Raw genomic sequence first — 23956 nt, 5'->3', positions numbered from 1 at the left:
CCAGCGCACCGGCACCTCGGCGACCTCCCAGTCCGCGCGGCGGAAGTGCTGGAGGACCTCCACGTCGATGCCCCAGCCGTTGATGCTGGCGGCGGCCGGGATGCCGGTAAGCGCCCACTCGGCCGCCGCGCCGCGCAGCAACCGCAGAGTGCCGGCGCCCCGGGCCCGTTGAAGGGCCAGCTCGTCGCGCCTTCGCACCGTCAGTTCACGGGCGGCCAGTACCAGGGTGGCGAGGGCGAGGACGGCCAGCATCACGCTCGGCAGATACAGCGAGGACCGGGCCACCACCGTCGGCACCGTCAACTCGTCGATCGCGTCCGGCAGTCCGGAGCCCACCTTCAGGTCGTCCAGCGACGGCTGCCGTCCCTGGAACACCGACACCCGGCTCTCGCTTCCGGAGAAGGCACGCAGCCGGTCGTGCAGCCCGGCGAGACCGCCCGCGTCGAGCCGGGAGAGGTCGGGGCGTACGGCCCAGTGGGCGGTCAGCGTCCCGTTCAGTACGGCGCTGCCGTTGAGCGCGGACGCCGAGACCACCAGCAGTTCCTGGTCGGCGGTCTCCCCCGGGGCCAGGTCGCCGGCCATCGCGGGCCAGAACCCGACGGCACCGGTCGCCCGGAAGACACCGGTGATCCGCAGGGTCATGGCGCGCTCGAAGGCGTCCCGCACCTGGAGGGTGGAGCCGGGCCGCACGCCCAGGAGCCTGGCCAGTGCCTGGGGCACCGCCGTGTCGACCGGTGCGGTGGATCCGGTGGAGACCCGGACGTCGGGCAGCGAGGTGAACGCGTCGGCCGGGGCGTCGGCCGTGCCGGCGGGCCAGCGTCCGGCGGTCAACTCCCCGAACCTGCCCGCGCTTTGGACCGCGACCGGGTGCAGCCCGCTGCCCCCGGGACCACGCGGCCGGCCCGTGTCACCGTCGATCCCCGTCACGGAGACGGCCGATGTGCCCAGCAGCCCCACATACGTCCGCTGCGGCACCCCGGCGAACACCCGGTCGGCGGCGGCCCGCACATCCCGGTCGGCGGCGGCCATTCCTCCGGCCCGGAAGGACGCGTTGACGGTCACCTGCGCGCCGAGATCGGCGGCCAGCCGCCGCACGGCCCCGGCCTGCACCGAACTCCCCGCCAGCGCCGCGAGCGTGGCCAGCGCCGTCGCACACAGGAGCACGGTCACCGATACGGCGGCCAGTACCAGCCCGTGCCGACCGGCCCGCCGGGCAACGGGGGGAAGCCTCCTCCGCGGCGGACGCGGGTCGACCGGGCGGCGCCGAGGGGAGGGCCTGAAGGCCGTGGCGACCACATGAACCCCCGCAGAATCGAACATGTGACGGCGTCGGCGCGTCACAGTCCTATCAGGCGCCCCCGGGAGACGCAAGATCCGCCGAACTTCCCCAACTCCCTTTGCTGGAAGCGTCGGAGCGGGGTCAGGTGTGCGGCCGGACGACGCCCAGGAGTGGTGATCGGTTGCCGGTAGCGGGAGTTGGACTCCGTGGAGAAGCGCGGAGTCCTTACGCGGGGATTCTGACCGGCGTCACGAACTCCCGTGCCCGATACGGCTGTTCGGCCACCCCTCTCCTGCTAGTGGGGAGCCGGTTCCGGTGCCCGCCCGCTGATGCGACGGCGGGCGCCGATCCGTCCGATGACGACGGTGGCGGCGAGCGCGCCCAACGGCGGAGCGAGGAGATAGCCGGGCAGGAGGGAGAGGTCGCCGGAGAAGAGGGCGGGACCGAACTCGCGGGCCGGGTTGGCGATTCCGCCGGTGAGGGTGCCGAAGGCGATGATCTGTGTGGCGATCATCGTGCCGACCGCCCACGGGGTGAATGGGCCGAGTCTGCGGCTGGAGATGGCGATGCCGGCGACCGCGACGATGACGAACATCGTGGTGGCCTCGACCGCGACGACGGCGGCCCAACTCCAGCCGGGGGCGGGCCGGATGACGGCGAAGTCCACGGCCGGAGAGGCGAACACCGGTCCCCAGACGAGGCGTCCGGCCGCGATGCCGAGCACCGAACCGAGCAGTTGTCCCGCGACGAACGGCAGGACATCGCGGCCCGGTGTGCGGCCGTAGCGCCACATGGCCAGGGTGATCGCCGGGTTGACGTGTCCGCCGGTCCTCCTGCCCCAGGGCGAGAGCATGACGGCGGTGACCGTGTACCCGGACAGCGGGGCCACGGCGAGGAGTCTGCCCTCGGGGGTGTTCCACCACCAGCCGCCGGACCCCGGGTCGAGGGTGCCCATCAGCCAGCGGACCGTGGTGGCCACGACGAACAACATCAGTGCGGTCAGGGCGAGTTCGAGCAGGGCGGAGTGCAGGGTACGCGCGCGTTCGCCGGTCACAACGGCTTCGTCCAGGAGGCGTCGGAGCGCGTCAGGGCGAACGCGGTGACGGAGGCCGCCACCAGGAGCAGCGCGGCGAACAGCAGGGGCAGGGCCGGGCCGCCGTGCTGGACCGCGAGGGCACCGGCCAGACCCCCGGCGAACATGGCGCCGGCCGAGAGCAGCCGACGGCCGACCTTGCTGCCCTTGCCACCCGCGAGCCGGCTGTCCGCGGCCACTCCGGTGATGGTGAGCGTCAGCACGGTCGTGGTCAGGTCGGGTACGGCCAGGGCTCGGGCGGTGGCGTTCTGCACGCCCATCCCGAGGCCGAGGAGCGCGATCAAGGTGTACTGGACCGCCGTACCGAGGTGCGCGGCGGTGGTGTGGGTGACCTGGGCCACGACATAGGCCGCCAGGACCAAGGTCGTCTCCAACAACAGCGCCAGATGCAGCACCCGGCCCCGGTGGGCCCCGGCCCCGTGCGCGAGCCGCCCGCCGATCAGCGCGCCCGCGGCGAACGCGGCGAGTGCGGCGAGGGACGCGGCCAGCGAGAAACCCGCCGCACCCGCGATCGCGAAGCCGGAGAAGACGACGTTGCCGGTCATGTTGGCGACGAAGACATGGCCCAGTACGAGATAGCTGAACGCGTCCACGAGCCCGGTCACCACCGTCAGCGCGAGCATCAACGGGGGCAGCGGGCCGTGTCGGTCCTCCATGTCGGGGACGACCGTGGCCCACGCGTCGCGCAGTGCGGCAGGCATGGCATTGCTCCCATTCGCTGGAGATCTGGCTTCCTCACGAGCCTCGCGCCACGGGAGCGTTCCGTCCAACATATGGATACGGGTGCAGCAATCTCCTACACCGATCGATCAGCCGACCAATCAGCCGATCGATCAGCCGGTCGGTCGCGCTACGGCCTGCCCCTGATCGCGTGCCGTTCCACCACCTCCAGGAACGCGGCCCCGGCCGGCGCCAGCCGCTTGCTGTCGTGGACCGCACAGATGGTGTGCACCGCCGCCTCGTCCGCGACCCGCAGCGCGCGGGCCCCGTACGGCAGCGTGCCCGAAGGATCCGCGCCGGCCGCCGAGTCGTCGAACACGGACGAGCGCGGTACGACCGTCACGCCGATGCCCCGCGCGGCCAGCCGGATCATGTCGTGGATCTGGCCGACCTGGAAGTGCTGGCCGGGCTCCACCCCGGCGCGGGCGAAGGCCGCCTCCACCTGGCGGCGCAGTCCGCTGCCCCGGGTGAACTGGATGAGCTGGTGGCTCTCCGGCAGATCGGCGAGGTCGACCGTGTCAGCGTCCGCGCCGGCCAGGGCGTGATCGGCGGGCACGATCAGGACCAGCGGGTCGACGGACAGCACCAAGTGGTCGAGCCCTTCCGGGACTTGACGCGGCCCGAGGCCCACGATCGCGATGTCGAGGTCCCCGGCCAGGACCGACGCGGCCATCTCCACGCTGGGCGCGTTGGTCACATGGAAGTCGATGCCGGGATAGCGGGCGTGGTAATCCGCCATCACCTCGACCAGGTCGACCGAGGAGGCGCGCGTCTGGACGAGGCCGAGGCGCAGCCGCCCGCGCCGCAGCCCGGACAGGGCGTCGAGGGCCGCCTGCGCGTTGTCGACGTCGGCGAGGATGCGGCGGGCCAGCGGTTCGAGGAGTTCCCCGGCGGACGTCAGCCGGACGGAACGGCTGGTGCGGCTGAACAGCCGGGCGCCCACGTCCTTCTCCAGACGGGCGATCTGCTGGCTCAACGCGGACTGGGCGACATAACAACTGGCCGCCGCCTGCGTGAAGTTGCGGGTTTCCGCGACGGCGAGGAAGTACTTCAGATGGCGCAGATCCACGCCCGCTCCCGTCCTCTCACCAATCCATTCGACTTATCGATTCGACAAGAACCATGTGTTGGACCGATCCAGCGTCCCAGACCTAGCGTCGAACCGCCACCAGCCGACCGACCTCAGGAGCCGACGTGTCCAGCAGCACCATGCCCGTGGGTGGCATACGCCCGCACGACGGGGTCGAGCACCCCGCCCAGCTCGTCGTCCGCAACGCCCGTATCCACACCGGCGATCCGGCCCGTCCGGCCGCGTCCGCCGTGGCCGTCACCGACGGTGTCTTCAGCGCCGTAGGAGACGACTCGACCGTCGCTCCGCACATCGGCCCCGCCACCCGTGTCGTGGACGCGCTCGGCAGGCGGGTGATTCCCGGGCTCAACGACTCCCATCTGCACGTCATCCGGGGCGGGTTGAACTATCTGCTGGAACTGCGCTGGGACGGCGTACGGTCGCTGCGTACCGCGCTGCGCATGCTGCGGGAGCAGGCCGAGCGGACGCCAACCGGGCAGTGGGTACGGGTGGTTGGGGGCTGGACCGGGGAGCAGTTCGCGGAGAAGCGGCTGCCGACCGTGTCCGAGCTGAACGCCGCCGCGCCCGACACCCCGGTCTTCGTGCTGCACCTCTACCAGTCGGCGATCCTCAACCGGGCCGCGCTGGAGGCCGTCGGCTTCACGCGTGACACCCCGAACCCGCCCGGCGGCGAGATCGTCCGCGACTTCGCGGGCAACCCCACCGGTGTTCTGCTCGCCGCGCCCGCCGCCGGGCTGCTCTACTCCACCCTCGCCAAGGGTCCGATCCTCGCCCCCGAGGACCAACTCGGCTCCACCCGCCACTACTTGCGCGAGCTGAACCGCTTCGGCATCACCAGCGCCATCGACGCCGCAGGCGGTTTCCAGAACTTCCCCGACAACTACGCGGCCGTCACCGAGCTGGCCGAGCGCGGGGAGTTGACGGTCCGGATCGCCTACCACCTCTTCCCGCAGACCGCCGGGCAGGAACTCGACGACCTGCGCCGCTGGATCGGCATGGTCCGTCCCGGTGACGGCGACGAGTGGCTGCGCTGCAACGGCGCCGGCGAGAACCTGGCCTGGTCTCCGGCCGACTTCGAGAACTTCGCCGAGCCCCGCCCCGAACTCACCGCCCGCGCGAGCCAGGACCTGGAGGCGGCGGCCCGGTTGCTGCTCGGCAACGGCTGGGGCTTCCGGCTGCACGCCACCTACGACGAGACGATCCGTCAGGACCTGGACGTCTTCGAGAAGATCGCCGCGGACGGCGGATTCCCGTCCGGGACACGGTGGTTGTTCGACCACGCCGAGACCGTGAGCCAGTCGAGCCTGGACCGGATCAAGGCCCTCGGCGGAGCCGTCTCCGTCCAGAACCGCATGATGTTCCAGGGCCGGGCCTTCATCGACCGCTACGGCGCCGAGCGCGCCGCGACCGCGCCCCCGATCCGCGCCATGCGGGACACTGGTCTGCTGGTCGCGGCCGGCACCGACGCCACCCGCGTCTCCAGCTACAACCCCTGGTTGTCGCTGTCCTGGCTGGTGACCGGCCGTACCGTCGGCGACACGCTCCTCTACCCGGCCGAGAACCGCGTCGACCGCGCCACCGCCCTGGAGATGTACACCGTCGCGGGCGCGCACCTGACCGGCGAGGCCGACGTCAAGGGCACCATCACCGAGGGCAAGTACGGCGACCTGGCCGTGCTGTCCGCCGACTACTTCTCCGTCGCCGACGAGGACATCGACCGTATCGAGGCCCTGCTCACCGTGGCGGGCGGCAAGATCGTGCACGCGGTCGGCGACTACGAGAACATCGCCGCCCCGCTGCCGGAGATAAGCCCGGCCTGGAGCCCGGTCGCCCGCTTCGGCGGCTACCAGGCGCGGGCGGCGACGGGCGTACGACAGGCCCGCGCCTTCACCGAGGCCGCCGCCGACTCCGAGGAGCAGCGCGCCTGGCGCGAGCGGCGCGGAGACCTCACTCCCGTACCGCACATACCGCACCAGGCCGTCCACGCGCTCGACCCGCTGGACGGCTGCTTCTGATCAGCCGTACGGTCCACCTCTCGTACCTCTCGGTCACCCACGCCTTCGACGCCTCCGGCACGGGGCGGCCAGTCTCCTGAAGTCATGACCGAGTGGCAGTACCTTCGGTGGGTCACCGACGGTCTCGCCGGACGAACGCCCCGCCCCCGGCCGCATTTCCTGGAGGCTCCATGCCCGTACGCCGTATCGGCCTCGTCGTCCACCAGGGACGCGCGACGGCCCTGGAGGCGGCGCGCGCCGTGCACGACTGGAGCGAGGCGCACGGCGTCCGCTGCACGGAGATCGACGTGTGGGCCAAGGACCACCACCGCCGCACCGGACGCGAGGAGGCCGAGGCGGCGGGCAACCCCGATCTCGTCGTCACCCTCGGCGGAGACGGCACCTTCCTGCGCGGAGCCCGCATCGCCGTCAAGAGCGGAGCCGACGTCCTCGGCGTCGACCTCGGCAAGGTCGGCTTCCTCACCGAGGTCCCGGCCCACGACATCGGCGACGCCCTCGATGCCGTGCACGAGGGGCGGGCCGTCGTCGAGGAGCGGATGACGCTGACCATGCGCGCCTCCCGTCCGCTGGACATCCCCGCCGAGATGGAGGCCATGCTGCGCTACGGCCGCGGTCCCGCCCTGCCGCCGCCGCGGGTTCGGCCCGAGACCACCGAAGGGGGCGGCTGGGGCTGTGCGTTGGACGTCACCGCCCTCAACGACGTCGTCCTGGAGAAGCTGGCCCGCGACCGGCAGGTCGGCGTCGGGGTCTACCTCGCCGGACGACTGCTCGCGACCTACTCGGCCGACGCGCTGGCCGTCGCGACCCCGACCGGTTCCACGGCCTACAGCTTCGCCGCCGGCGGACCCGTCCTCTCACCCCACATGGACGCCGTCGTCTTCACCCCCATCGCCCCGCACATGACGTTCAACCGCAGCGTGATCGCCGCCCCCGACGAACCGGTCGGCCTGCGCGTCCTGCCCCACTCCGGCCAGGCCGCCGTCAGCGTCGACGGCCAACTGCGCGGTGTCCTCGACCCCGGTGACTGGATCGGCGTCTTCCGCGCCCCGCAGCGCGTCCGCCTCGTCCGGCTGCGCCCCACCGACTTCTACGGCCGGCTGCGCGACCGCTTCCGCCTCACCGACGCCCCCGCAACCGCCCAGGACGCCTCCGAACCGTTCTTCCGCCCGGACACCCCGGTCCCGCCGGACCTCGCGGGGATGCGCCTGCCGCCGGCGGCCGAGTAGCGGCCCGCGGCGGCCGGTACGGGTGGTGGAGGCACGCCGGTGGTCCCCGCGCGGCCCCGAAGGCCGTCGACGATGCCGTCTCGCATGGATTCCAGCCGGCCCCGATCGGTACCGGGCGCAGTGCGCGGTGCCAGGGGCCACATCGCCGACGAGGCCCGACGGCCGCCGACGCAGGTTCCTCGACTCGACACCGGCCGGCCGGTACGGCCCCTCCCGGTCCCCGAACGCCGCACGGAGACCGGACCACTGCGGGCGCCGGGCCCCAACAGGACCAAATCCGGGGCCGGTTCGGCACCGGCACCGTGGCCCTGCCCTGGACCCGGGCGGTCCGACCGGCGCCGTGACTGTCCGGCGCCGCCCGTGCGCCCCCGCGCGTACGGACGACATTCACACGGGCGCCACCAGACCCTTCCCTGACGTTCGTTGCTCTTGGAACACTCGCACCGCGCGCATTTCGCCATGTTCCGGCCGGCCGCGCGTCAGGATGAGAGGTGCCTCACCCATGTCCGAAGTCAATCGGCGTCGATTTCTGCAACTCGCGGGTGCCACCACGGCGTTCACGGCGCTGTCCAACAGCATCGAGCGGGCCGCCGCGCTCCCCGCGAACCACCGGTCAGGGAGCATCGAGGACGTCGAGCACATCGTCGTCCTGATGCAGGAGAACCGCTCCTTCGACCACTACTTCGGCTCGCTCAGAGGCGTCCGGGGCTTCGGCGACCCCCGTCCGGTCGTGACCCGCCAGGACGGCAAACCGGTCTGGTACCAGTCGGACGGCACCAAGGACATCCTCCCCTTCCACCCCGAGGCCGACGACCTGGGCCTGCAGTTCATCCAGGACCTCCCGCACGGCTGGAACGACGGACACGCCGCGTTCGACGGCGGCAAGTACGACAAGTGGGTGCCGTCCAAGGGCTCCACGACGATGGCGTACCTGACGCGAGAGGACATCCCCTTCCACTACGCGCTCGCCGACTCCTTCACCATCTGCGACGCGTACCACTGCTCGTTCATCGGCTCCACCGACCCCAACCGCTACTACATGTGGACGGGTTACACCGGCAACGACGGCCAGGGCGGCGGCCCCGTCCTCGGCAACGACGAAGCCGGCTACAGCTGGACGACGTACCCCGAGCGCCTCGAAAAGGCAGGGGTCTCCTGGAAGATCTACCAGGACGTCGGCGACGGCCTCGACGCGGCAGGCAGTTGGGGCTGGATCCAGGACGCCTACCGCGGCAACTACGGCGACAACTCGCTCCTCTACTTCAAGCAGTACCAGAACGCCCAGCCCGGCGACCCGCTCTACGACAAGGCCCGCACCGGCACCGACGCCACCAAGGGCGAGGGTTTCTTCGACCAGCTGAAGGCCGACGTCAAGGGCGGCAAGCTGCCGAAGATCTCCTGGGTCGTCGCCCCCGAGGCCTTCACCGAGCACCCCAACTGGCCCGCGAACTACGGCGCCTGGTACGTCGCCCAGGTCCTGGACGCGCTGACCTCCGACCCCGAGGTGTGGGCCAAGACGGCCCTGTTCATCACCTACGACGAGAACGACGGCTTCTTCGACCACCTGGTGCCGCCGTTCGCGCCGGGCTCGGCCGCGCAGGGCAAGTCGACCGTCGACGTCGGCCCCGACCTCTTCAAGGGCGACGCCAGCCACCCGGCCGGCCCCTACGGATTGGGCCAGCGCGTGCCGATGATCGTCGTCTCGCCCTGGAGCAAGGGCGGTTACGTCTGCTCGGAGACCTTCGACCACACCTCGGTGATCCGGTTCATGGAGCGCCGCTTCGGTGTGCACGAGCCCAACATCTCGCCCTGGCGGCGCGCGATCTGCGGCGACCTGACCACCGCCTTCGACTTCTCGCACAAGGACACCAAGCGGGTTCCGCTGCCCGCCACCGACGGCTACCAGCCGCCGGACAAGAACCGTCACCCCGACTATGTGCCGACGCCGCCCGCCAACCCGGTGCTCCCCGAGCAGGAGCGCGGACAGCGGCCGGCCCGGCCCCTCAAGTACGCGCCCGCGGTGGACGGTTCGGCGGATGCGGCGGCCGGAACGTTCACGCTCGCCTTCGCCTCCGGCGCGAAGGCCGGCGCGAACTTCCTGGTCACCTCCGGCAACCGCACGGACGGGCCCTGGAGTTACACCACCGAGGCCGGCAAGAAGGTCTCGGACGCCTGGAACTCGGCGTACTCGAACGGCTCCCACGACCTGACCGTGCACGGCCCCAACGGCTTCCTGCGTGTCTTCAAGGGCCCCGGCAAGAAGGCCGGCCCCGAGGTCACCGCCCGCGACTGCGGCGACGACGTCGAGCTGACCTTCACCAACAAGGGCTCCGGCACGGTGCAGTTGAAGGTCACCAGCGGCTACGGCGGCCGTGACCGGACGTTCAAGGTACGGGCCGGCGCCACCGTACGGCACACCTTCGACCTCGGCGCGAGCAAGCGGTGGTACGACCTGACGGTCACCTCCGACGCCGACGCGGGCTTCCTGCGACGATTCGCCGGACATGTCGAGAACGGCCGACCGGGGGTCAGCGACCCGGCGTTCGGTACCGCGTAAGGGCTTTCGTGACGCCGGTTGTTTTCCGGGGCACTCGCGGTAGTGTGCCCCGGTGACCACGCATTCGAACACACCTGCAGGCTGGTACCCGGATCCGCACGGAGCGCCCCAGACCCTCCGCTACTGGGACGGCGCGAAGTGGACCGACCACACCAACGCGGACCAGCAGGGGCAGGCCGCGCAGCAGGCGCCGCCGCAGGCCGTACCGCAGCAGGCGGCCGGTCCGGACCCGCGCGTCCAGCAGCAGGTGCAGCAGCAGGCCGGGGTCGCCGCGGGCGGCCCCGGCGGCGGCGGCCTGTTCAGCGAGCCGGTCCTCGTGGTGAACCAGAAGGCCAAACTGATCGAGCTGACCAACGAGTACAAGGTCATGGATCAGAACGGCAATCTGATCGGCACGGTCACCGAGATCGGTCAGAGCACGCTGAAGAAGGCGCTGCGCTTCGTCTCCAGCATCGACCAGTTCATGACCCACAAGCTGGAGATCCGCGACGCCCACGGGCAGCCTCAGTTGGTGTTGACCCGGCCGGCGAAGATCATGAAGTCCAAGGTGATCGTGTCCCGTCCGGACGGCTCGCCGGTGGGTGAGATCGTCCAGCAGAACATGATCGGGAAGATCAACTTCGCGATGGTCGTGAACGGCCAGCAGGTCGGTGCGATCAAGGCGGAGAACTGGCGGGCGTGGAACTTCGCGATCGTCGACCACACGGACAACGAGGTCGCCCGGATCACCAAGACCTGGGAAGGCCTCGCCAAGACGATGTTCACCACCGCGGACAACTACGTCCTGCAGATCCACTACCAGCTGCCCGAGCCGCTGCTGAGCCTGGTGGTCGCGACGGCGCTGACCGTCGACACCGCGCTCAAGCAGGACTCACGCGGTCTCGGCTGACCCCGCTCAGAGCGCGGTGAGATGCCCCGGCGCGGACTTCCGGTCCGGCTGCCGGGGCAACAACGCCGGTTCCGCGGAGGCCGATTGGGCCTCCAGCGCCAGTACGGCGGCCACGGGATGTTCGTGGTCGCCGTATTCGTGTGTCAGCGGTGTCACGGGGACCGCCCGGGTCAGCAGCACCACGCCCCACGAGGCGAGTCCGGCGCCCGCCAGCGCGAGGAGGATGCCCGCCGCGCCGCCCTGGAGGCGTTCGCCCAGCAGCGCGAGGCCGATCGCGGCGGCGGCCACCGGGTTCGCCAGCGTCACCACCGCGAGCGGGGCGCCGAGCCCGCCCCGGTAGGCGGTCTGCGAGAGCAGCAGCCCGCCCGCCGCGAACAGCGCGACCAGCAGGGCGACTCCGACCACCTGCATGCTCAGCAGCGGGCCCGAGCGGTCCGTCGCCGCGACCGTCACGGTCTGGGTGAGCGCGGAGGCGACACCCGAGGCGACCCCGGACGCCGACGCGTGCCGTAGCCCCGGCCGTGCGCCGCGCCGGGCCAGCACTCCGATCAGCGCGGCCGTCGTGCCCGCGACCGCCAACGCCTGCGGAACACCGAGGACTTGGTCGGGCTGCGGTCCGGACGCCGTGACCAGCAGGGCGGAGAGGCCCAGCAGGGTCAGGGCGGTGCCCCGCCACTCCACCGGGCTGACCCGCCGCCCGGCCACCCGCGCGCCCATCGGCACCGCGGCGACGAGGGTGAGCGCGCCCAGCGGCTGCACGACGGTCAGCGGACCGTAGTTGAGGGCTACGACGTGCAGCAGCGCGGCCGACGCGTTCAGGACGACCGTCCACCACCAGGCTCCGGTGGCGAGCAGTCGCAGCATGCCCGCGTCGGAGTTGCGGGCGGCCAGTCGTTCCTGGGCCACGGCCGCGGCCGCGTAGGCGACGGCCGAGAAGAGGGAGAGGACGACGGCGACGAGGGTGGCGTTCATCGGCCCGCTCCGACGAGAGCCGGCTCTTCGGTGACTTCGGGCACGAGCCGCGGCTGACCGCGGCCTGCCGTCGTCGCCGTCCGGTGCGGCGGGTGCATCACGGCGAGGGCGGCACCGAGCATGGCGGTGGCCACGATCGCGTCCAGCCAGTAGTGGTTCGCGGTGCCCACGATCACCAGCAGCGTCAGCAGCGGATGCAGCAGCCACAGCCAGCGCCAGCGGGAGCGGGTCGCGACGATCAGGCCGATCGCCACCATCAGCGCCCAGCCGAAGTGCAGCGAGGGCATCGCCGCGAACTGGTTCGAGAGGTGGTCGCTGGTAGGCGGCCCGTAGACCGAGGGGCCGTAGACCTTGGCGGTGTCGATCAGGCCGGTCGCGGCCAGCATCCGCGGGGGAGCGAGCGGGAACACGAAGGGCAGGACGAGGGCGGCCGAGGTGACCGCCGCCAGCACCCGGCGGGCCCAGACGTAGTGCGCCGGGCGCCGCAGGTACAGCCAGACCAGGAAGGCCACGGTGGCCGGGAAGTGGACCGTCGCGTAGAAGGTGTTCGCCAGGTGCACGAGGGTGTCGCCGTGCAGCAGCGCCGACTGCACCGAGCCCTCACCGGGGAGGCGCAGGGTCCGCTCCAGGTCCCAGACACGGCGGGCGTTGTGCAGGGCCTCACCGGTGTGGCCCGTCGCCAGTTGACGGCCGAGCTTGTAGACGAGGAAGAGCCCCGCGACGAGCAGGAGCTCACGGACGAGCGGAGGCCGCGCTATCGCGCCGGTCTCCTTCTCTGCAGGCTCGGTTCGGGCATTCATCCCCCGGCCCCTTCGCTGACGGTGGTGCGTGTGGTGGTGCTGGCAGGGCTTGTGACCCCTCCGGCGGACCGAACTCATCGGTACGGGTTCGTTCCGATACGCCAGTGTACCGATACGAGCGGGTACCGATACGGTGGAGTACCGGTACACTGGCGTATCGATAGCGAAACGAGACACACTGGAGAGCGGACCCCCGGGCCGCGGAACCGAGCGAGGAGAAGAGCCCATGACGTCGCAGGCTGAGGACGGACCGGACACGGTCACCGCCTCGCGCCGCTCCAAGATCACGCCCGAGCGTGAGCGGGAGTTCTTCGACGCCGTGCTCGAACAGATAAGAAAGTGCGGCTACGACTCCGTCAGCATGGAGGGCGTCGCCACCAGCACCCGGTGCAGCAAGTCCACGCTGTACCGGCAGTGGGGGACCAAGCCCCAGTTCGTCGCCGCCGCGCTGCGCGCCAACCGCCGGGTGCACTTCACCGGCATCGACACCGGCTCCCTCGCGGAGGACCTGCGCCAGGCGGCGCGGGCCGCGGGCGCCTGGTCGGCGAAGGACACCCAACTGGTCGCGGCGCTCGGTCATGCCGTCACCCAGGACAGCGAACTCGCCGGCGCACTGCGCGAGGCGCTCGTCCATCCCGAGATCGCCGCGCTGGAGGACATCCTGCGGCGCGGGGTGGAGCGCGGCGAGATCCCGCCGGACCACCCGGCTCTGCCGTACGTCCCGGCCCAGATCTTCGGCGTCCTGCGGGCCCGTCCGGTCCTGGAGGGCTGCTACGCCGACCCCGACTACCTCGTCAAATTCGTGGAGGCCGCGGTGCTCCCCGCACTCGGACTCACCTGAGAATCAGGCCGCCGTCCCTGGGATGACTGGACGGTGACCTGTTCGCGCCGCACCGTGGGGACGGGGGCGGCGCGCACCCCCGGCCGGGTGGGGTTCCTCTTGAGCGGAGAGGCGCCCCACCCGGCCGACTGTGTGCGGGGCGGATCAGATCGTCTGGCCGTCGCCGCCGCCCGAGGCCACCTTGATGCCCGAGGTGATCTCGTCGATGACGGACTGCTTCTGGCCGACGTCGACACCGAAGCGGACCACGACGATCTGACTGGCACTGGCCGGCGACGGGAACGCGAGCGACTCGACATAGCCGTCGGCACCCTTGCTGGTCACCGCCTTCCACCGGACCAGATAGCCCTTCTGCCCGGCCACCGTCACGGCCTTGGACGCCAGCACCTGGTGCGAGGTGATGCTGCCGTAGGTCGTACCGCCGTAGGACTCCTTGGCGTTGGCGGCGATGTCCGCCTTCGCGACCGCCTCGGCGGTGGAGCCCTTCGTACCCAGCACCACCGCGGGCGCCGAGTACGCGCCGCCGTTGGTGCAGGTCTGCGAGGTGTTGCCGGGGCATTTGTACGAGGTGTTCGAGCTGACCTGCGCGCCGACCTCGATGACCTGCCCGTACCAGTCGGACGGCACGGGAAGGCTGATGCCGTCGAGCGAGTCGGTCACGGTGCCGCCGGCCTTCACCTTCGGCTGTGCGGACTGGCTGGGCGCGGGAGTCGCACCGCCCGTACCACCGGACCCACCCGTCCCGCCGGACCCGCCGAAGGGATCGCTCTGGCCGCCCGTACCGCCCTGTCCCTCGGGGCCGCCCTGTCCGCCGAAGCCGCCCTGGCCGTTGGGCGCCTGCTGCGTACCGGCCTGGTCGCCGTTCCCGCTGCCGTTGTCGGACAGCGCGTACGCGCCGACACCGATGGCCGCGAGGACCGCGACGGCCGCGGCCACGGCTATGCCCGTGCGCAGATTGCGCCGCGGCGCGGCCGGCGGCAGCGCGGGATACGCCGGGTAGGCCCCGGCGGCGGGCGGCTCCGTCGGGGGACCCCATTCGCCGGCCGACCCGGCGGGGCGGGTCTGGTCCGTCCAAGCCTTGCCGTCCCACCAGCGCTCGGTGGAAGGACCGTCATTCGTCTGCCCGGGATCGGGGTACCACCCGGGGGGAGTCACCTGCGTCATGTACCTACCGTATGAGGCGTCGGTGAAAGCGGGATGAGAGGATCCGGTCCGAATCGGTCAGCCCCGGTGCGCGACGGGCACTTCCGCCGCCCGTCAGCCCAGGACCAGCCGTCGGGGACCGTGCTCGACGACCGGCGGAAACGAAAATCCCCGCCGCCCCGGCGTCACCGACCCCAGCACGCTCGGATGCCGCGCGCCCGTGCTCGTCGGAACGGTGCCCGGGAGTCCGTGGGCCGTCAGGAAGCCGAGGACGGCGAAGGCGTAGGCCTCCTTCGCGGTGGACGGCAGGCCCAGTTCGTCGGAGGTACGCAGTGGGATGCCCGGGAGTTCGGCGGCGAGGAGGGCCATCAGGACCGGGTTGCGGGTGCCGCCGCCCGAGGCGATCACCTCCGTCGCGGCCACCGACCGGACCGCGTCCGCGACCGTACGGGCCGTCAGCAGGGTGAGGGTCGCGACGACGTCCTCGGCAGACAGGGTGCCGAGACCGGCCAGCGCGTCCTGGAGATAGCCGAGGTGGAAGAGTTCCTTGCCGGTCGTCTTCGGGGCGGGCAGCGCGTAGTACGGATCCTTCAACAGGCGTTCAAGCAGCGGCTGTTGGACGGTTCCCCGGGCCGCGAGGGCGCCCTCCGCGTCGTACGCGAGACGGCCGCCGCTGAAGCCCCGGGCCGCCGCGTCGATCAGCGCGCACGCCGGTCCGGTGTCGAAGGCCGTCCCGTCGGGCGCGGTGAGGTTGGCGATCCCGCCGAGGTTGAGCGCGACCGGGGTGCCCGGACGGCCGCGCAGCCACAGCAGGTCCACCAGGCTGACCAGCGGCGCGCCCTGGCCCCCGGCGGCGATGTCGCGCGGCCGGAAGTCGGCGACCACCGGCAGCCCGGTCGCCTCCGCGATCCAGGCCGGCTGCCCCAGTTGCAGCGTGCCGCGCACCGCGCCGCCCTCCACCCAGTGATAGACGGTCTGTCCGTGCGAGGCCACCAACTCGGCCCGCCCGTCGCACAGTTCGGTGTTCGCCCGGACGGCCGCCGCGGCGAAGGCCTGCCCGATCCGGGTGTCCAGCCGGCACACCTCGGCCAGGGTGGTGGCCGCCGGCGGCAGCGCCGCCGCGAGCGCGTCCCGCACCTCGTCGTCGTAGGCCTCGCTCACCATCCCGAGCGGCTCCAGCACGACACTGTCACCGACGAGGCTCAGCCCGGCCGCCGCCGCGTCGATCGCGTCGTACGACGTCCCGGACATCAGCCCGATCACCCGCATCCGTGTCCTCCCGATTCGCCTGTCCCACCGGGCACTTGCCCACCGTCAGCGTGAGCACGCTCACCGCGCAGGCCGCCGCCGCGTAGTACGCGGGGATGTCCGCGTTCCCGGTCCACTGCACGCTCCGAGTGATGATGAGCCCCGCACAGCCCGAGAAGACGGCATTGGACAGGGCGTAGGCGAGTCCCAGACCGGTGTGGCGCACGCTCGTCGGGAACAGCTCGGAGAGCATCGCCGGGCCGGGGCCCGCCATCAGCCCCACCACCGCTCCCGCTCCGAACACGGCCGCGCCCTTCACCGCGTCCGAAGTCCCGGCGTCCTGAAGGAGGTTGAACAAGGGCACCGACAGGGCCACCACCAGCGCGGCCCCCGTCACCATCACCGGCCGCCGCCCCACCCGGTCGCTCAGCAGCCCGGCCGGCAGGACGGCGACCGCGAAACCCGCGTTGGCCAGGACCGTCGCCAGCAGTGCCTGCCGGAAACTCGCGCCGAGCGTGCTCTGCAGATACGACGGCAGCACCACGAGGAAGGTGTAGCCGGCCGCCGCCCACCCCATCACCCGCCCGGCGCCCAGCGCGATCGCCGCCCGGACCTCACGCGCGGGCGGCACCACCCGCACCGGCTCGTGCCGGAACGACGGCGTCTCCTCCAGCCGCAGCCGGAGCCACAGCGCGCCGAGCCCCATGGGCAAGGCCAGCAGGAACGGCAACCGCCAGCCCCAGTCGCCCAGTTGAGCCGGATCGAGGACGGTCGCCAGCAGCGCCGCCACGCCCGCCCCGCCCAACAGCCCCAGTGCCACGGTGAACGACTGCCACGCCCCGTACAGCCCACGCCTGCCCGGCGGCGCGAACTCCGTCATCAGCGACACCGCGCCCCCGAACTCCCCACCCGCGGACAGCCCCTGAGCAACCCTCAGAAATGTGAGCAGCCAGGGCGCGAGGACACCGGCCGTCGCATACGTCGGCAGCACGCCGATCAGCGCCGTCGCAGCGGTCATCAGCGCGATCACCAGGATCAGCACCGGACGCCGGCCCACCCGGTCGCCGAGCCGGCCGAACAGGGCGGCGCCGAGCGGCCGGAAGAAGAACGCCAGCGCGAACGCGGCGTACGTCCTCACCAGCCCCTCGGCGGCGCCCGCGCCCTCCGGGGTGAAGAACCGCGCCGCGATCACCGTCGCGAAGTAGCCGTAGACACCGAACTCGTACCACTCGATGAAATTCCCCACCGACCCCGCGATCAGCGCCGTTACCGCGGACCTGTCCGGGACGGGCCGGAACAGATCGGAAAACACCTTCATTTCAACGCCTCTTGACCATTCGTCACGTCCGCGAGCCCTGCAGGCCGGCCCCGTCACCCGTTGCGGCAACAGGTCCCCGGACCGGCCTCCACATCGGCATCCGGACGGCTACGCTCAAGGTCCGTACGTCGTTCGGCCTACTGGGGAGGTTTCGGGATGACGGAGGAACGGCCTGCGGACGCCGCCTCGGCCTCCCTGTGGGAGCGCGAGGAGGAGATCGCCGGCGTGGCGGAGGCGATCGACGCCCTGTGCGCGGACGAATCGTCGTCGGGCAGCCTGCTGCTGGTCCGCGGCGAGGCGGGACTCGGCAAGACCGCCCTCCTGGCGGAGGCCCGCCGCATCGCCGAGGCGCGCGGCTGCCAGGTCTGGCAGGCCCGCGGCGGCGAGACCCTCAAGTCCGTCCCCTTCAACGTCGTACGGCAGTTGCTGCAACCCGCCCTGATCTCGCTGATGCCCGAGGAGATCCGCGAGTACCTCGGCGACTGGTTCGACATCGCGGGACCCGCCCTCGGCGTCACCGAACCGGGCGAGCGGCAGGCCGACCCGCAGGGCGTGTGCGACGGTCTGGTCGCCGCGATGAGCCGGCTCGCCAAGCGCTACTGGCCGCTGGTCCTGCTGGTCGACGACGCGCACTGGGCCGACCAGGAGACCCTGCGCTGGCTCGCCGCGTTCGCCGAGCGCCTCGACGACCTGTCCGTCCTGGTCGTGGTCGCCCGCAGGCCCGGCGAGGTCAGCGGCGAGAGCGCCCGCCACCTGGACGCGATCGCCGCCTCCGCCGGCCACTCCGTCACCGACGTGAACGCCCTGACCCCGGCCGCGACCGCCGGACTCACCCGCGCCACCGTCGGCCAGCACGCCGACGCGGCCTTCTGCCGCGAGGTGTGGGCGGTCACCGACGGCAACCCCTACGAGACCGTCGAACTCCTCGCCAAGGTCCAGGACAGCGCCCTCGAACCCGTCGAGGCCTCGGCCGCCGAACTGCGCGCCCTGAACCGCTCCGCACGCGGCCGCGGACTGGTCGCCCGCCTCGACGACCTGGGCGCCGAGGCCCGCCGGTTCGCCTGGGCCGCCGCCATCCTCGGCACCGGCATCTCCGTGAAGCTGGTGGCCAGGCTCGCCACCATGGGCAGCGACGAGGCGGAGCGCTGCGCCGAGTTGCTGCGCAGCGCCCGTATCCTCACCGCACCCGACCCCGCCGCCTCCCAGGCCGACGCCGGTGAGCTGGAGTTCGTCCACCCGCTGATCGCCAGCGCCGTCTACGACTCCATTCCGGGCGGATGGCGTACGGCCATGCACGGCATCGCCGCCCAGGTCGTCACCGACTCCGGACTGGGCGCCGCCGCCGCCTCACGGCATCTCCTCCAGGTGCACCCGGACGACGACCAGGAACTCGTCGAGCAACTGCGTGAGGCCGCCCGGGAGCACCTCTCCATCGGCGCCCCCGACGCCGCCCGCCGCTGTCTGGAACGGGCCCTGCTGGAGCCGCCCCTTCCCGAGGTCCACGCGCATGTGCTCTACGAACTCGGCTGCGCCACCCTGCTGACCGCGCCCGCCGTCACCATCGGCCATCTGCAGACCGCGCTCGGCATGCCGGGCCTGGACGGTCAGGCGCGCGTGGACGCCGTCCTGCGGTTGTCCCAGGCGCTGGTCCACAACGACCAACTGGAGGTGGCCGTCCGCACGGTCGAGGAGGCCGCCCGGCACGAACCGGGCGTCGCCAAGATGCGGCTGCAGGCCGTGCAGTACATGTGGGAGGGCATCTACGCGGGCGCGAGCACCTCCCCGGGACGCTCCGGACACCTCGCGGAACTCGCCGCCACCTGCACCGGCCGCGACAACTCCGAGCGGGCCCTGCTGATCCTGCGCGGCTTCGACGCCATGACGCACGGCGAGAACGCCGAGGAGGTCGTCGAGGTCTGCGACCGCGCCCTGGTCAACGGCCGGCTCGCCCCCGGACTCGGCTGGACCGACACCGAGTGGGGTCTTGAGATCCTCATGATGCTGGCCAGCGCCTACGCCTACACGGACCGCCTGGACCGCGCGGAGAGCATGTACAACGAAGCACTGCGCGCCTACACGTCGGCCGGCTGGAGCGGCGGCCACCTCGCCATCGCGCACGCCTACGTCGGACTCGGCCACCGCAGGCGCGGACGCCTCGGCGAGGTGGAGACCTCGCTGCGCGAGTCCCTGCGGCTGGCCGAGCGCGTCGGCCGCGGACTGCCCCTGTACTGGTCGGCGATCTGCAACCTGGTCGACACCCTGCTCGCCCGCGGCCGGGTCGAGGAGGCGTGGGAGGTCGCCGAGCAGTACGGCTTCGCACCGCCGTACCCCTCCACCATCGTGCTGCCCGATCCCCGTTGCGTGCGCGGCCGGTTGCTGCTCGCGGTGGGCCGCACGAAGGACGGCATCAACGAACTGGAACAGGCCGCGAAGGCGGCGACCCTACGCGGCCACCACAACCCCGTGCTGGTCCCGTGGGCCGTGGACCTCGCCCGGGCGCTCGCCGGCGAGGACCCGACCCGCGCCGCCCAACTCGCCTCCGACGCCCGCCGCCAGGCCGAACGCTTCGGCACGGACACGGCGATCGGCGAGGCCCTGCGGTGCGCCGCCGCGCTGGAGACGGGGCAGCGCGCGGTACGGCTCGCCGGGCAGGCCGCCACCTATCTGGAGTCCTCACCCTGCCAGTACGAACACGCGGCGGCACGGGTCGAGTACGGCATCGCGGCGAGGTCGGTGTCCGAGATCAACAGGGGTCTGACGCTGGCCCGTTCATGCGGGGCGGACGGGTTGGTGGCGCAGGCGCTGGAGGTTCTGGAGACGAGCCGCGGCCTGCGCTGACACCTCACATGGCCAGCAACTGATCCGTGACGGCGGCCAACCGCTTCCGCACCTCGGGGTCGTACGCCGCCTCGTGCGCCCGCGAGGGACTGGTGCCGTCGAAGTAGCCGCCCGTGCCCAAGTCCCTTGTGGCCAGGGCCAGTACACCCGGGGCGCCGTCGGCCACGGAGTTCCAGGGCGTGATGTCGCTCTCGCGCACCATCGCCGTGTCCATGTACGTCGCCGGGTGCAGCACGTTGACGGAGACGCCGGTACCCGTCAACTCCTCGGCCAGCGTGAAGGTATGGGCGGCCAGCGCGAACTTGCTGCGGCAGTACGCGGAGACACCGCTGTAGCCGCGGGTCAGCTCGGGGTCGTCGAAGTCGAGGGGTTCCTGGCCGGCCGAGCCGACGTTGACGATCCGGGACGGGGCGTCCGCGCGGAGCACCGGCAGCAGGGCACGGGTCAGGGCGACCGGCGCCAAGTAGTTGACCGCCAGGCGCAGTTCATGACCGTCGACGCTCAGCTCGCGCCCCGCGCCACGTGAACCCCCGCCCACGCCCGCGTTGTTGATCAGCGCATCGAGCCGGGGGTGCGCGGCGGCGACCCGGTCGCCCAGCTCCCGCACCCGCTCCAGCGAGGCCAGGTCGGCGACGAACCCCTCGGCCGTGCCCTCGGCCCGCAGCTCGTCGACGAGCCGGTCGGTGCGGCCCGGGTCACGCCCGTGCGCGAGGACGAGATGCCCGGAGCGGACCAGCTCGAAGGCGAGATACCGGCCGAGACCGGAGGTGGCACCGGTGATCAGAACAGTGGACATACCGCCAGCCTAGGCACGGGCGGGCGCCGGGCGAGAGCGTCAGGGTGCTGCTGCTGGGGCTACGACCGGCAGGGTCACCCTTCTTCTTCCTCTTCGGCCAGGACCCGCTGTGCGGTCGCGAACGCCGAGTTCGCCGCCGGCACCCCGCAGTACACGGCGCTCTGGAGTAGTACGGCGCCGATCTCCTCCGGTGTGAGCCCGTTGCGGCGCGCGGCGCGCACATGCATGGCCAGCTCGTCGTAGTGGCCGTGCGCGATCAGCGCGGTGAGCGTGATCATGCTGCGTTCGCGGCGCGTCAGCGTGGGGTCGGTCCAGATCTCGCCCCAGGCGTACCGGGAGATGAAGTCCTGGAAGCGGGCCGTGAACGGCGTCTGCCGGGCCTGCGCCCGGTCCACGTGCTCGTCGCCGAGCACCTCCCGTCGTACCGCCATCCCGCGCCTCGCACCCCCGCCCAGGTGGGCGCGGAGCGCGGTGAGGACGGCCTCCGGGCACTGTGCGGGCGCCAGATGGGAGGCGCCCGGGAGTTCCACGAGGGCCGAGCCCGCGACGGCGTCGGCGATCTCCCGCAGATGGGCGGGCGGGGTCGCCGGGTCCTCGCGTCCCGCGATCACCAGCGTCCGCGCGCCGATCTCGGGCAGCCGCTCGCGCAGGTCGTACGCGGCCAGCGCGTCACAGCACGCGGCGTACGCGGCCGGGTCGGCGGCCCGCTGGTCGGCCACCAGCTCCGGCACGGTGAACCCGGGCGTGAACCAACGGGAGTCGGCGTTCTCGGCCAGCCAGTCCAGCCCTTCGCTCCGCACCCGCGCGGCCCGTTCCTCCCACGGCTTCGACCCGTTGAAGTGCGCCGAGGAACAGATGACGGCGAGCGACGCGATCCGCTCGGGGTGGGTCACCGCGAGGTGCAGGCCGACCGCACCCCCCAACGACACACCCGTGTAGGCGAATTGCCCGATGCCGAGCGAGTCGGCGAGTGCGAGCACCAGCTCGGCGAGGTCGGCCACGGTCGCCCCGGGGCCGATCAGGTCGGCCGGTGAACCGCCGTGTCCGGGCAGGTTCCAGCGGATCACCCGGTGGGTGAGGGACAGTTCGGGCGCGACCTTGTCCCACAGGGCGTACGAGGTGCCCAGCGAGGGCCCGAGCAGCAGCGGGGGAGCGGAATCGGGGCCCTCGGCACGGAAGTCGAGCAGTTTCTCGGTCAACGTCGCTCCAGCGCACGGTCGGTGAGGGCTCCGGCGGAACCCGTGTAACGGGCGGGGTCGGTGAGGGCGATGAGGTCGAGGTCCTTCAACTCGGGCTCCTCGGCGAGCAGTTCGGCCAGCGTGCGGCCCTCGGCGTATGTCCGCCGGGCGGCCTCGGTGAGCAGTTCCTTGGCCCGGGCCCGCCCGAGCAGCGGTGCCAGCTCGGCCGACAGTCGCTCGGAGACGATCAACCCGTGGGTGAGACCGAGGTGTTCACGCATCACCTCCGGACGCACCCGCAGCCCCTCGGCCAGTTCGGCGGCATCGCGGGCCGCACCGCCGACCAACCGCAGCAGCTCCCGCAACGGCTCCCACTCGGCGTGCCAGGCCCCGGCCGGCCGCTCGTCCTCGGCGACCAGCGAGCCGTACAGGACGGCCGCGAGCTGCGGCGCCCGGCGCGCGGCGGCGGCGATCAACGTGGACCGTACCGGATTCGCCTTGTGGGGCATGGCGGACGAGCCCCCTCCGCTGCCCTCCGCGACCTCGGCGATCTCGGTGCGGCACAGCACGAGTACATCTGCGGCGGCCTTGCCGAGCGCCCCCGCCGTGAAGGCCAGGCAGCCTGCGAGGTCGGCGATCGGGGTGCGCAGTGTGTGCCAGGGCAACAGGGGTGCCGTCAGGCCGAGTTCACGGGCGTACGCGTCCGGCAGGGCGAGCGGGTCCTCGGCGCCGTACGCGGTGAAGGCCGCCAAGGTGCCTGCCGCACCGCCGAGTTGAGCCGGGAGCCCGTCCCGTACGGCACGCACCCGGTCCCGTGCGTCGAGCACCAGCGACCGCCACCCGGCGGCCTTCAGCCCGAAGGTCGTCGGTACGGCGTGCTGGGTGAGCGTCCGGCCGGGCAGCGCGGTGTCGCGGTGGTCGGCGGCCAGTCGGGCCAGCGCCTGTTCCGTGCGGGCCAGGTCGCCGAGGACCAGGTCCAGGGTGCGGGCGGCGACCAGCATCGTGGCCGTGTCCATGATGTCCTGGCTGGTCGCACCCCGGTGCACGTAGGGGCCGTATTCCCCGCCGACCGCCTTCGTCAGATCGGCGACCAGCGGGATGACCGGGTTGCCGCCCGCGCGGGCGCGTGCGGCGAGCGCGTGGATGTCGAAGCGGCCGGGGTCGGCGGCCTCGGTCACCGCCGTCGCGGCCCCGGCCGGGGCGAGCCCCAGCGTGGCCTGGGCGCGGGTCAGCGCGGCCTCCGCGTCGAGCAGCGCCCGCAGATAGGCGGTGTCGCTCGTCGCGGTCGCGGCGGGGGAACCCGCCCAGCCGGGCCCGAGGAGCCCGGCGTCGTCGTACTCGGATGTCACTGGAACTCCAGGAAGACCGTTTCGCCCTCGCCCTGAAGGCGGATGTCGAAACGGTAGGTCCCGCGGCCCTGGTCGGTGGCGATCAGCGTGTCGCGCCGGTCGCCCACCCGGGTGAGCAGCGGGTCGGCGGTGAGGGCCGCGTCGTCGTCCGGCAGATAGATCCGGGTGAAGAGGTGGACCAGCAGCCCGCGCGCGAACACGCACACGCTGAGGTACGGGGCACTGTTCCCGCGTGCGCCCGGGCGCAGGGTCCGCGCGTACCAGTGACCGTTGGCGTCGGTCTGGATACGGCCCCAGCCGGTGAACTCCACGCCGTTGCGGCCGAGATAGCCGCCGGTCGCCGGGTCGCGCCGGATCGAACCGTCGACGGTGGACAGGGTGCCGTCGGGGTCGGGCCCCCACAGTTCCACGAACGCGTCCGGCAGCGGATTGCCCTCGCCGTCGTACACGTATCCCTGGACCGTGATCGTGTCCGGGTGGCCCACGGGCGCGATGTCACCGCCGCCGGGGAAGGGCAGCGCGTAGCCGTAGAAGGGGCCGACCGTGTGCGACGGGGTCGGCAGTACGGACTCCGGGCGGCTCGTGTCGATCTTCGTCATGGCGG

The 23956-nt window shown here is 72.2% G+C and carries 18 protein-coding genes and 1 pseudogene; 6 read left to right on the top strand and 13 right to left on the bottom strand.

Annotation, left to right across the window (positions count from 1 at the left end):
• The 4 genes and pseudogenes from ABZT04_RS38690 to ABZT04_RS38675 all read right to left on the bottom strand — a co-directional run.
• Positions 1-1170 (bottom strand): annotated as a pseudogene (locus ABZT04_RS38690) (ABC transporter permease); the annotation flags it as partial.
• A 404-nt stretch (positions 1171-1574) separates the two neighbouring features.
• On the bottom strand, positions 1575-2333 hold the full coding sequence (locus tag ABZT04_RS38685) for an aquaporin (RefSeq protein WP_356063390.1): 759 nt from the start codon (positions 2331-2333) through the stop codon (positions 1575-1577).
• Positions 2330-3073 carry a YoaK family protein gene (locus ABZT04_RS38680; protein ID WP_356063387.1) on the bottom strand — a complete coding sequence of 248 codons (744 nt, stop codon included), beginning with the start codon at positions 3071-3073 and terminating at the stop codon, positions 2330-2332. The genes ABZT04_RS38685 and ABZT04_RS38680 overlap by 4 nt, the downstream gene beginning before the upstream one ends.
• A gap of 149 nt (positions 3074-3222) precedes the next feature.
• Positions 3223-4161, bottom strand: a complete 939-nt coding sequence (locus tag ABZT04_RS38675; protein WP_356063384.1) for a LysR family transcriptional regulator — start codon at positions 4159-4161, stop codon at positions 3223-3225.
• Positions 4162-4301: 140 nt separating this feature from the next.
• Between ABZT04_RS38675 and ABZT04_RS38670 the strand changes: the two genes are divergently transcribed.
• The 4 genes from ABZT04_RS38670 (at position 4302) to ABZT04_RS38655 (ending at position 10869) form a co-directional block, all read left to right on the top strand.
• Positions 4302-6197, top strand: a complete 1896-nt coding sequence (locus ABZT04_RS38670) for an amidohydrolase (RefSeq protein WP_356063393.1) — start codon at positions 4302-4304, stop codon at positions 6195-6197.
• A gap of 170 nt (positions 6198-6367) precedes the next feature.
• The gene (locus ABZT04_RS38665) at positions 6368-7423 is read left to right on the top strand and encodes an NAD(+)/NADH kinase (protein WP_356063382.1); all 1056 of its coding nucleotides are present in this window, start codon (positions 6368-6370) and stop codon (positions 7421-7423) included.
• A 502-nt stretch (positions 7424-7925) separates the two neighbouring features.
• Entirely contained in the window at positions 7926-9980 is a 2055-nt protein-coding gene (locus ABZT04_RS38660) for a phosphocholine-specific phospholipase C (protein WP_356063379.1), read from the top strand.
• Positions 9981-10032: 52 nt separating this feature from the next.
• On the top strand, positions 10033-10869 hold the full coding sequence (locus tag ABZT04_RS38655) for a phospholipid scramblase-related protein (protein ID WP_356063376.1): 837 nt from the start codon (positions 10033-10035) through the stop codon (positions 10867-10869).
• 6 nt (positions 10870-10875) lie between these two features.
• Here the strand turns inward: ABZT04_RS38655 and ABZT04_RS38650 are convergent, their stop codons facing one another.
• Both ABZT04_RS38650 and ABZT04_RS38645 read right to left on the bottom strand, forming a co-directional pair.
• Positions 10876-11841, bottom strand: a complete 966-nt coding sequence (locus ABZT04_RS38650) for a hypothetical protein (protein ID WP_356063373.1) — start codon at positions 11839-11841, stop codon at positions 10876-10878.
• On the bottom strand, positions 11838-12641 hold the full coding sequence (locus ABZT04_RS38645; RefSeq protein ID WP_356063370.1) for a phosphatase PAP2 family protein: 804 nt from the start codon (positions 12639-12641) through the stop codon (positions 11838-11840). Before ABZT04_RS38645 ends, ABZT04_RS38650 begins: the two co-directional genes overlap by 4 nt.
• Positions 12642-12867: 226 nt before the next feature.
• Between ABZT04_RS38645 and ABZT04_RS38640 the strand changes: the two genes are divergently transcribed.
• Positions 12868-13482 (top strand): TetR/AcrR family transcriptional regulator C-terminal ligand-binding domain-containing protein, encoded by a 615-nt coding sequence (locus ABZT04_RS38640; protein WP_356063368.1) that lies wholly within the window; start codon positions 12868-12870, stop codon positions 13480-13482.
• Positions 13483-13626: 144 nt separating this feature from the next.
• On the opposite strand, the gene ABZT04_RS38635 is transcribed toward ABZT04_RS38640, so the two are convergent.
• From ABZT04_RS38635 to ABZT04_RS38625, 3 genes are all read right to left on the bottom strand, one after another.
• The gene (locus ABZT04_RS38635; protein WP_356063365.1) at positions 13627-14646 is read right to left on the bottom strand and encodes a DUF2510 domain-containing protein; all 1020 of its coding nucleotides are present in this window, start codon (positions 14644-14646) and stop codon (positions 13627-13629) included.
• Positions 14647-14739: 93 nt separating this feature from the next.
• Positions 14740-15894: an anhydro-N-acetylmuramic acid kinase gene (locus ABZT04_RS38630; protein WP_356063362.1), complete on the bottom strand. Its 1155-nt coding sequence runs from the start codon at positions 15892-15894 to the stop codon at positions 14740-14742.
• The gene (locus ABZT04_RS38625; protein WP_356063359.1) at positions 15815-17191 is read right to left on the bottom strand and encodes an MFS transporter; all 1377 of its coding nucleotides are present in this window, start codon (positions 17189-17191) and stop codon (positions 15815-15817) included. The genes ABZT04_RS38630 and ABZT04_RS38625 overlap by 80 nt, the downstream gene beginning before the upstream one ends.
• Before the next feature lie 156 nt (positions 17192-17347).
• Here ABZT04_RS38625 and ABZT04_RS38620 point away from each other — a divergent pair, with 156 nt between their 5' ends.
• Complete coding sequence (locus ABZT04_RS38620) at positions 17348-20029, top strand: AAA family ATPase (protein ID WP_356063356.1); 2682 nt, start codon at positions 17348-17350, stop codon at positions 20027-20029.
• Between the two features lie 4 nt (positions 20030-20033).
• Here the strand turns inward: ABZT04_RS38620 and ABZT04_RS38615 are convergent, their stop codons facing one another.
• From ABZT04_RS38615 to pcaG, 4 genes are all read right to left on the bottom strand, one after another.
• Entirely contained in the window at positions 20034-20825 is a 792-nt protein-coding gene (locus ABZT04_RS38615) for an SDR family NAD(P)-dependent oxidoreductase (protein ID WP_356063353.1), read from the bottom strand.
• 74 nt (positions 20826-20899) lie between these two features.
• Complete coding sequence (gene pcaD / locus ABZT04_RS38610; protein ID WP_356063350.1) at positions 20900-22024, bottom strand: 3-oxoadipate enol-lactonase; 1125 nt, start codon at positions 22022-22024, stop codon at positions 20900-20902.
• Positions 22021-23352: a 3-carboxy-cis,cis-muconate cycloisomerase gene (gene pcaB / locus ABZT04_RS38605; RefSeq protein ID WP_356063348.1), complete on the bottom strand. Its 1332-nt coding sequence runs from the start codon at positions 23350-23352 to the stop codon at positions 22021-22023. Before pcaB ends, pcaD begins: the two co-directional genes overlap by 4 nt.
• On the bottom strand, positions 23349-23951 hold the full coding sequence (pcaG, locus tag ABZT04_RS38600) for a protocatechuate 3,4-dioxygenase subunit alpha (RefSeq protein ID WP_356063345.1): 603 nt from the start codon (positions 23949-23951) through the stop codon (positions 23349-23351). The genes pcaB and pcaG overlap by 4 nt, the downstream gene beginning before the upstream one ends.
• Between the last annotated feature and the right edge of the window lie 5 nt (positions 23952-23956).

The organism is Streptomyces sp. NPDC005492 (assembly GCF_040605995.1).
In the GTDB taxonomy this organism is placed as follows: Bacteria; Actinomycetota; Actinomycetes; order Streptomycetales; family Streptomycetaceae; genus Streptomyces.
The sequence above is the reverse complement of the archived record's forward strand: the minus strand, read 5'-3'. Positions and strand labels throughout refer to the sequence as shown.

Coding starts and splice junctions, on each gene's coding strand:
- ABZT04_RS38620 (WP_356063356.1), top strand. CDS start 17,348: ATGACGGAGGAACGGCCTGCGGACGCCGCCTCGGCCTCCCTGTGGGAG.
- ABZT04_RS38630 (WP_356063362.1), bottom strand. CDS start 15,894: ATGCGGGTGATCGGGCTGATGTCCGGGACGTCGTACGACGCGATCGAC.
- ABZT04_RS38680 (WP_356063387.1), bottom strand. CDS start 3,073: ATGCCTGCCGCACTGCGCGACGCGTGGGCCACGGTCGTCCCCGACATG.
- ABZT04_RS38635 (WP_356063365.1), bottom strand. CDS start 14,646: ATGACGCAGGTGACTCCCCCCGGGTGGTACCCCGATCCCGGGCAGACG.
- ABZT04_RS38650 (WP_356063373.1), bottom strand. CDS start 11,841: ATGAACGCCACCCTCGTCGCCGTCGTCCTCTCCCTCTTCTCGGCCGTC.
- ABZT04_RS38670 (WP_356063393.1), top strand. CDS start 4,302: ATGCCCGTGGGTGGCATACGCCCGCACGACGGGGTCGAGCACCCCGCC.
- ABZT04_RS38615 (WP_356063353.1), bottom strand. CDS start 20,825: ATGTCCACTGTTCTGATCACCGGTGCCACCTCCGGTCTCGGCCGGTAT.
- ABZT04_RS38665 (WP_356063382.1), top strand. CDS start 6,368: ATGCCCGTACGCCGTATCGGCCTCGTCGTCCACCAGGGACGCGCGACG.
- pcaG (WP_356063345.1), bottom strand. CDS start 23,951: ATGACGAAGATCGACACGAGCCGCCCGGAGTCCGTACTGCCGACCCCG.
- ABZT04_RS38625 (WP_356063359.1), bottom strand. CDS start 17,191: ATGAAGGTGTTTTCCGATCTGTTCCGGCCCGTCCCGGACAGGTCCGCG.
- ABZT04_RS38645 (WP_356063370.1), bottom strand. CDS start 12,641: ATGAATGCCCGAACCGAGCCTGCAGAGAAGGAGACCGGCGCGATAGCG.
- ABZT04_RS38660 (WP_356063379.1), top strand. CDS start 7,926: ATGTCCGAAGTCAATCGGCGTCGATTTCTGCAACTCGCGGGTGCCACC.
- ABZT04_RS38640 (WP_356063368.1), top strand. CDS start 12,868: ATGACGTCGCAGGCTGAGGACGGACCGGACACGGTCACCGCCTCGCGC.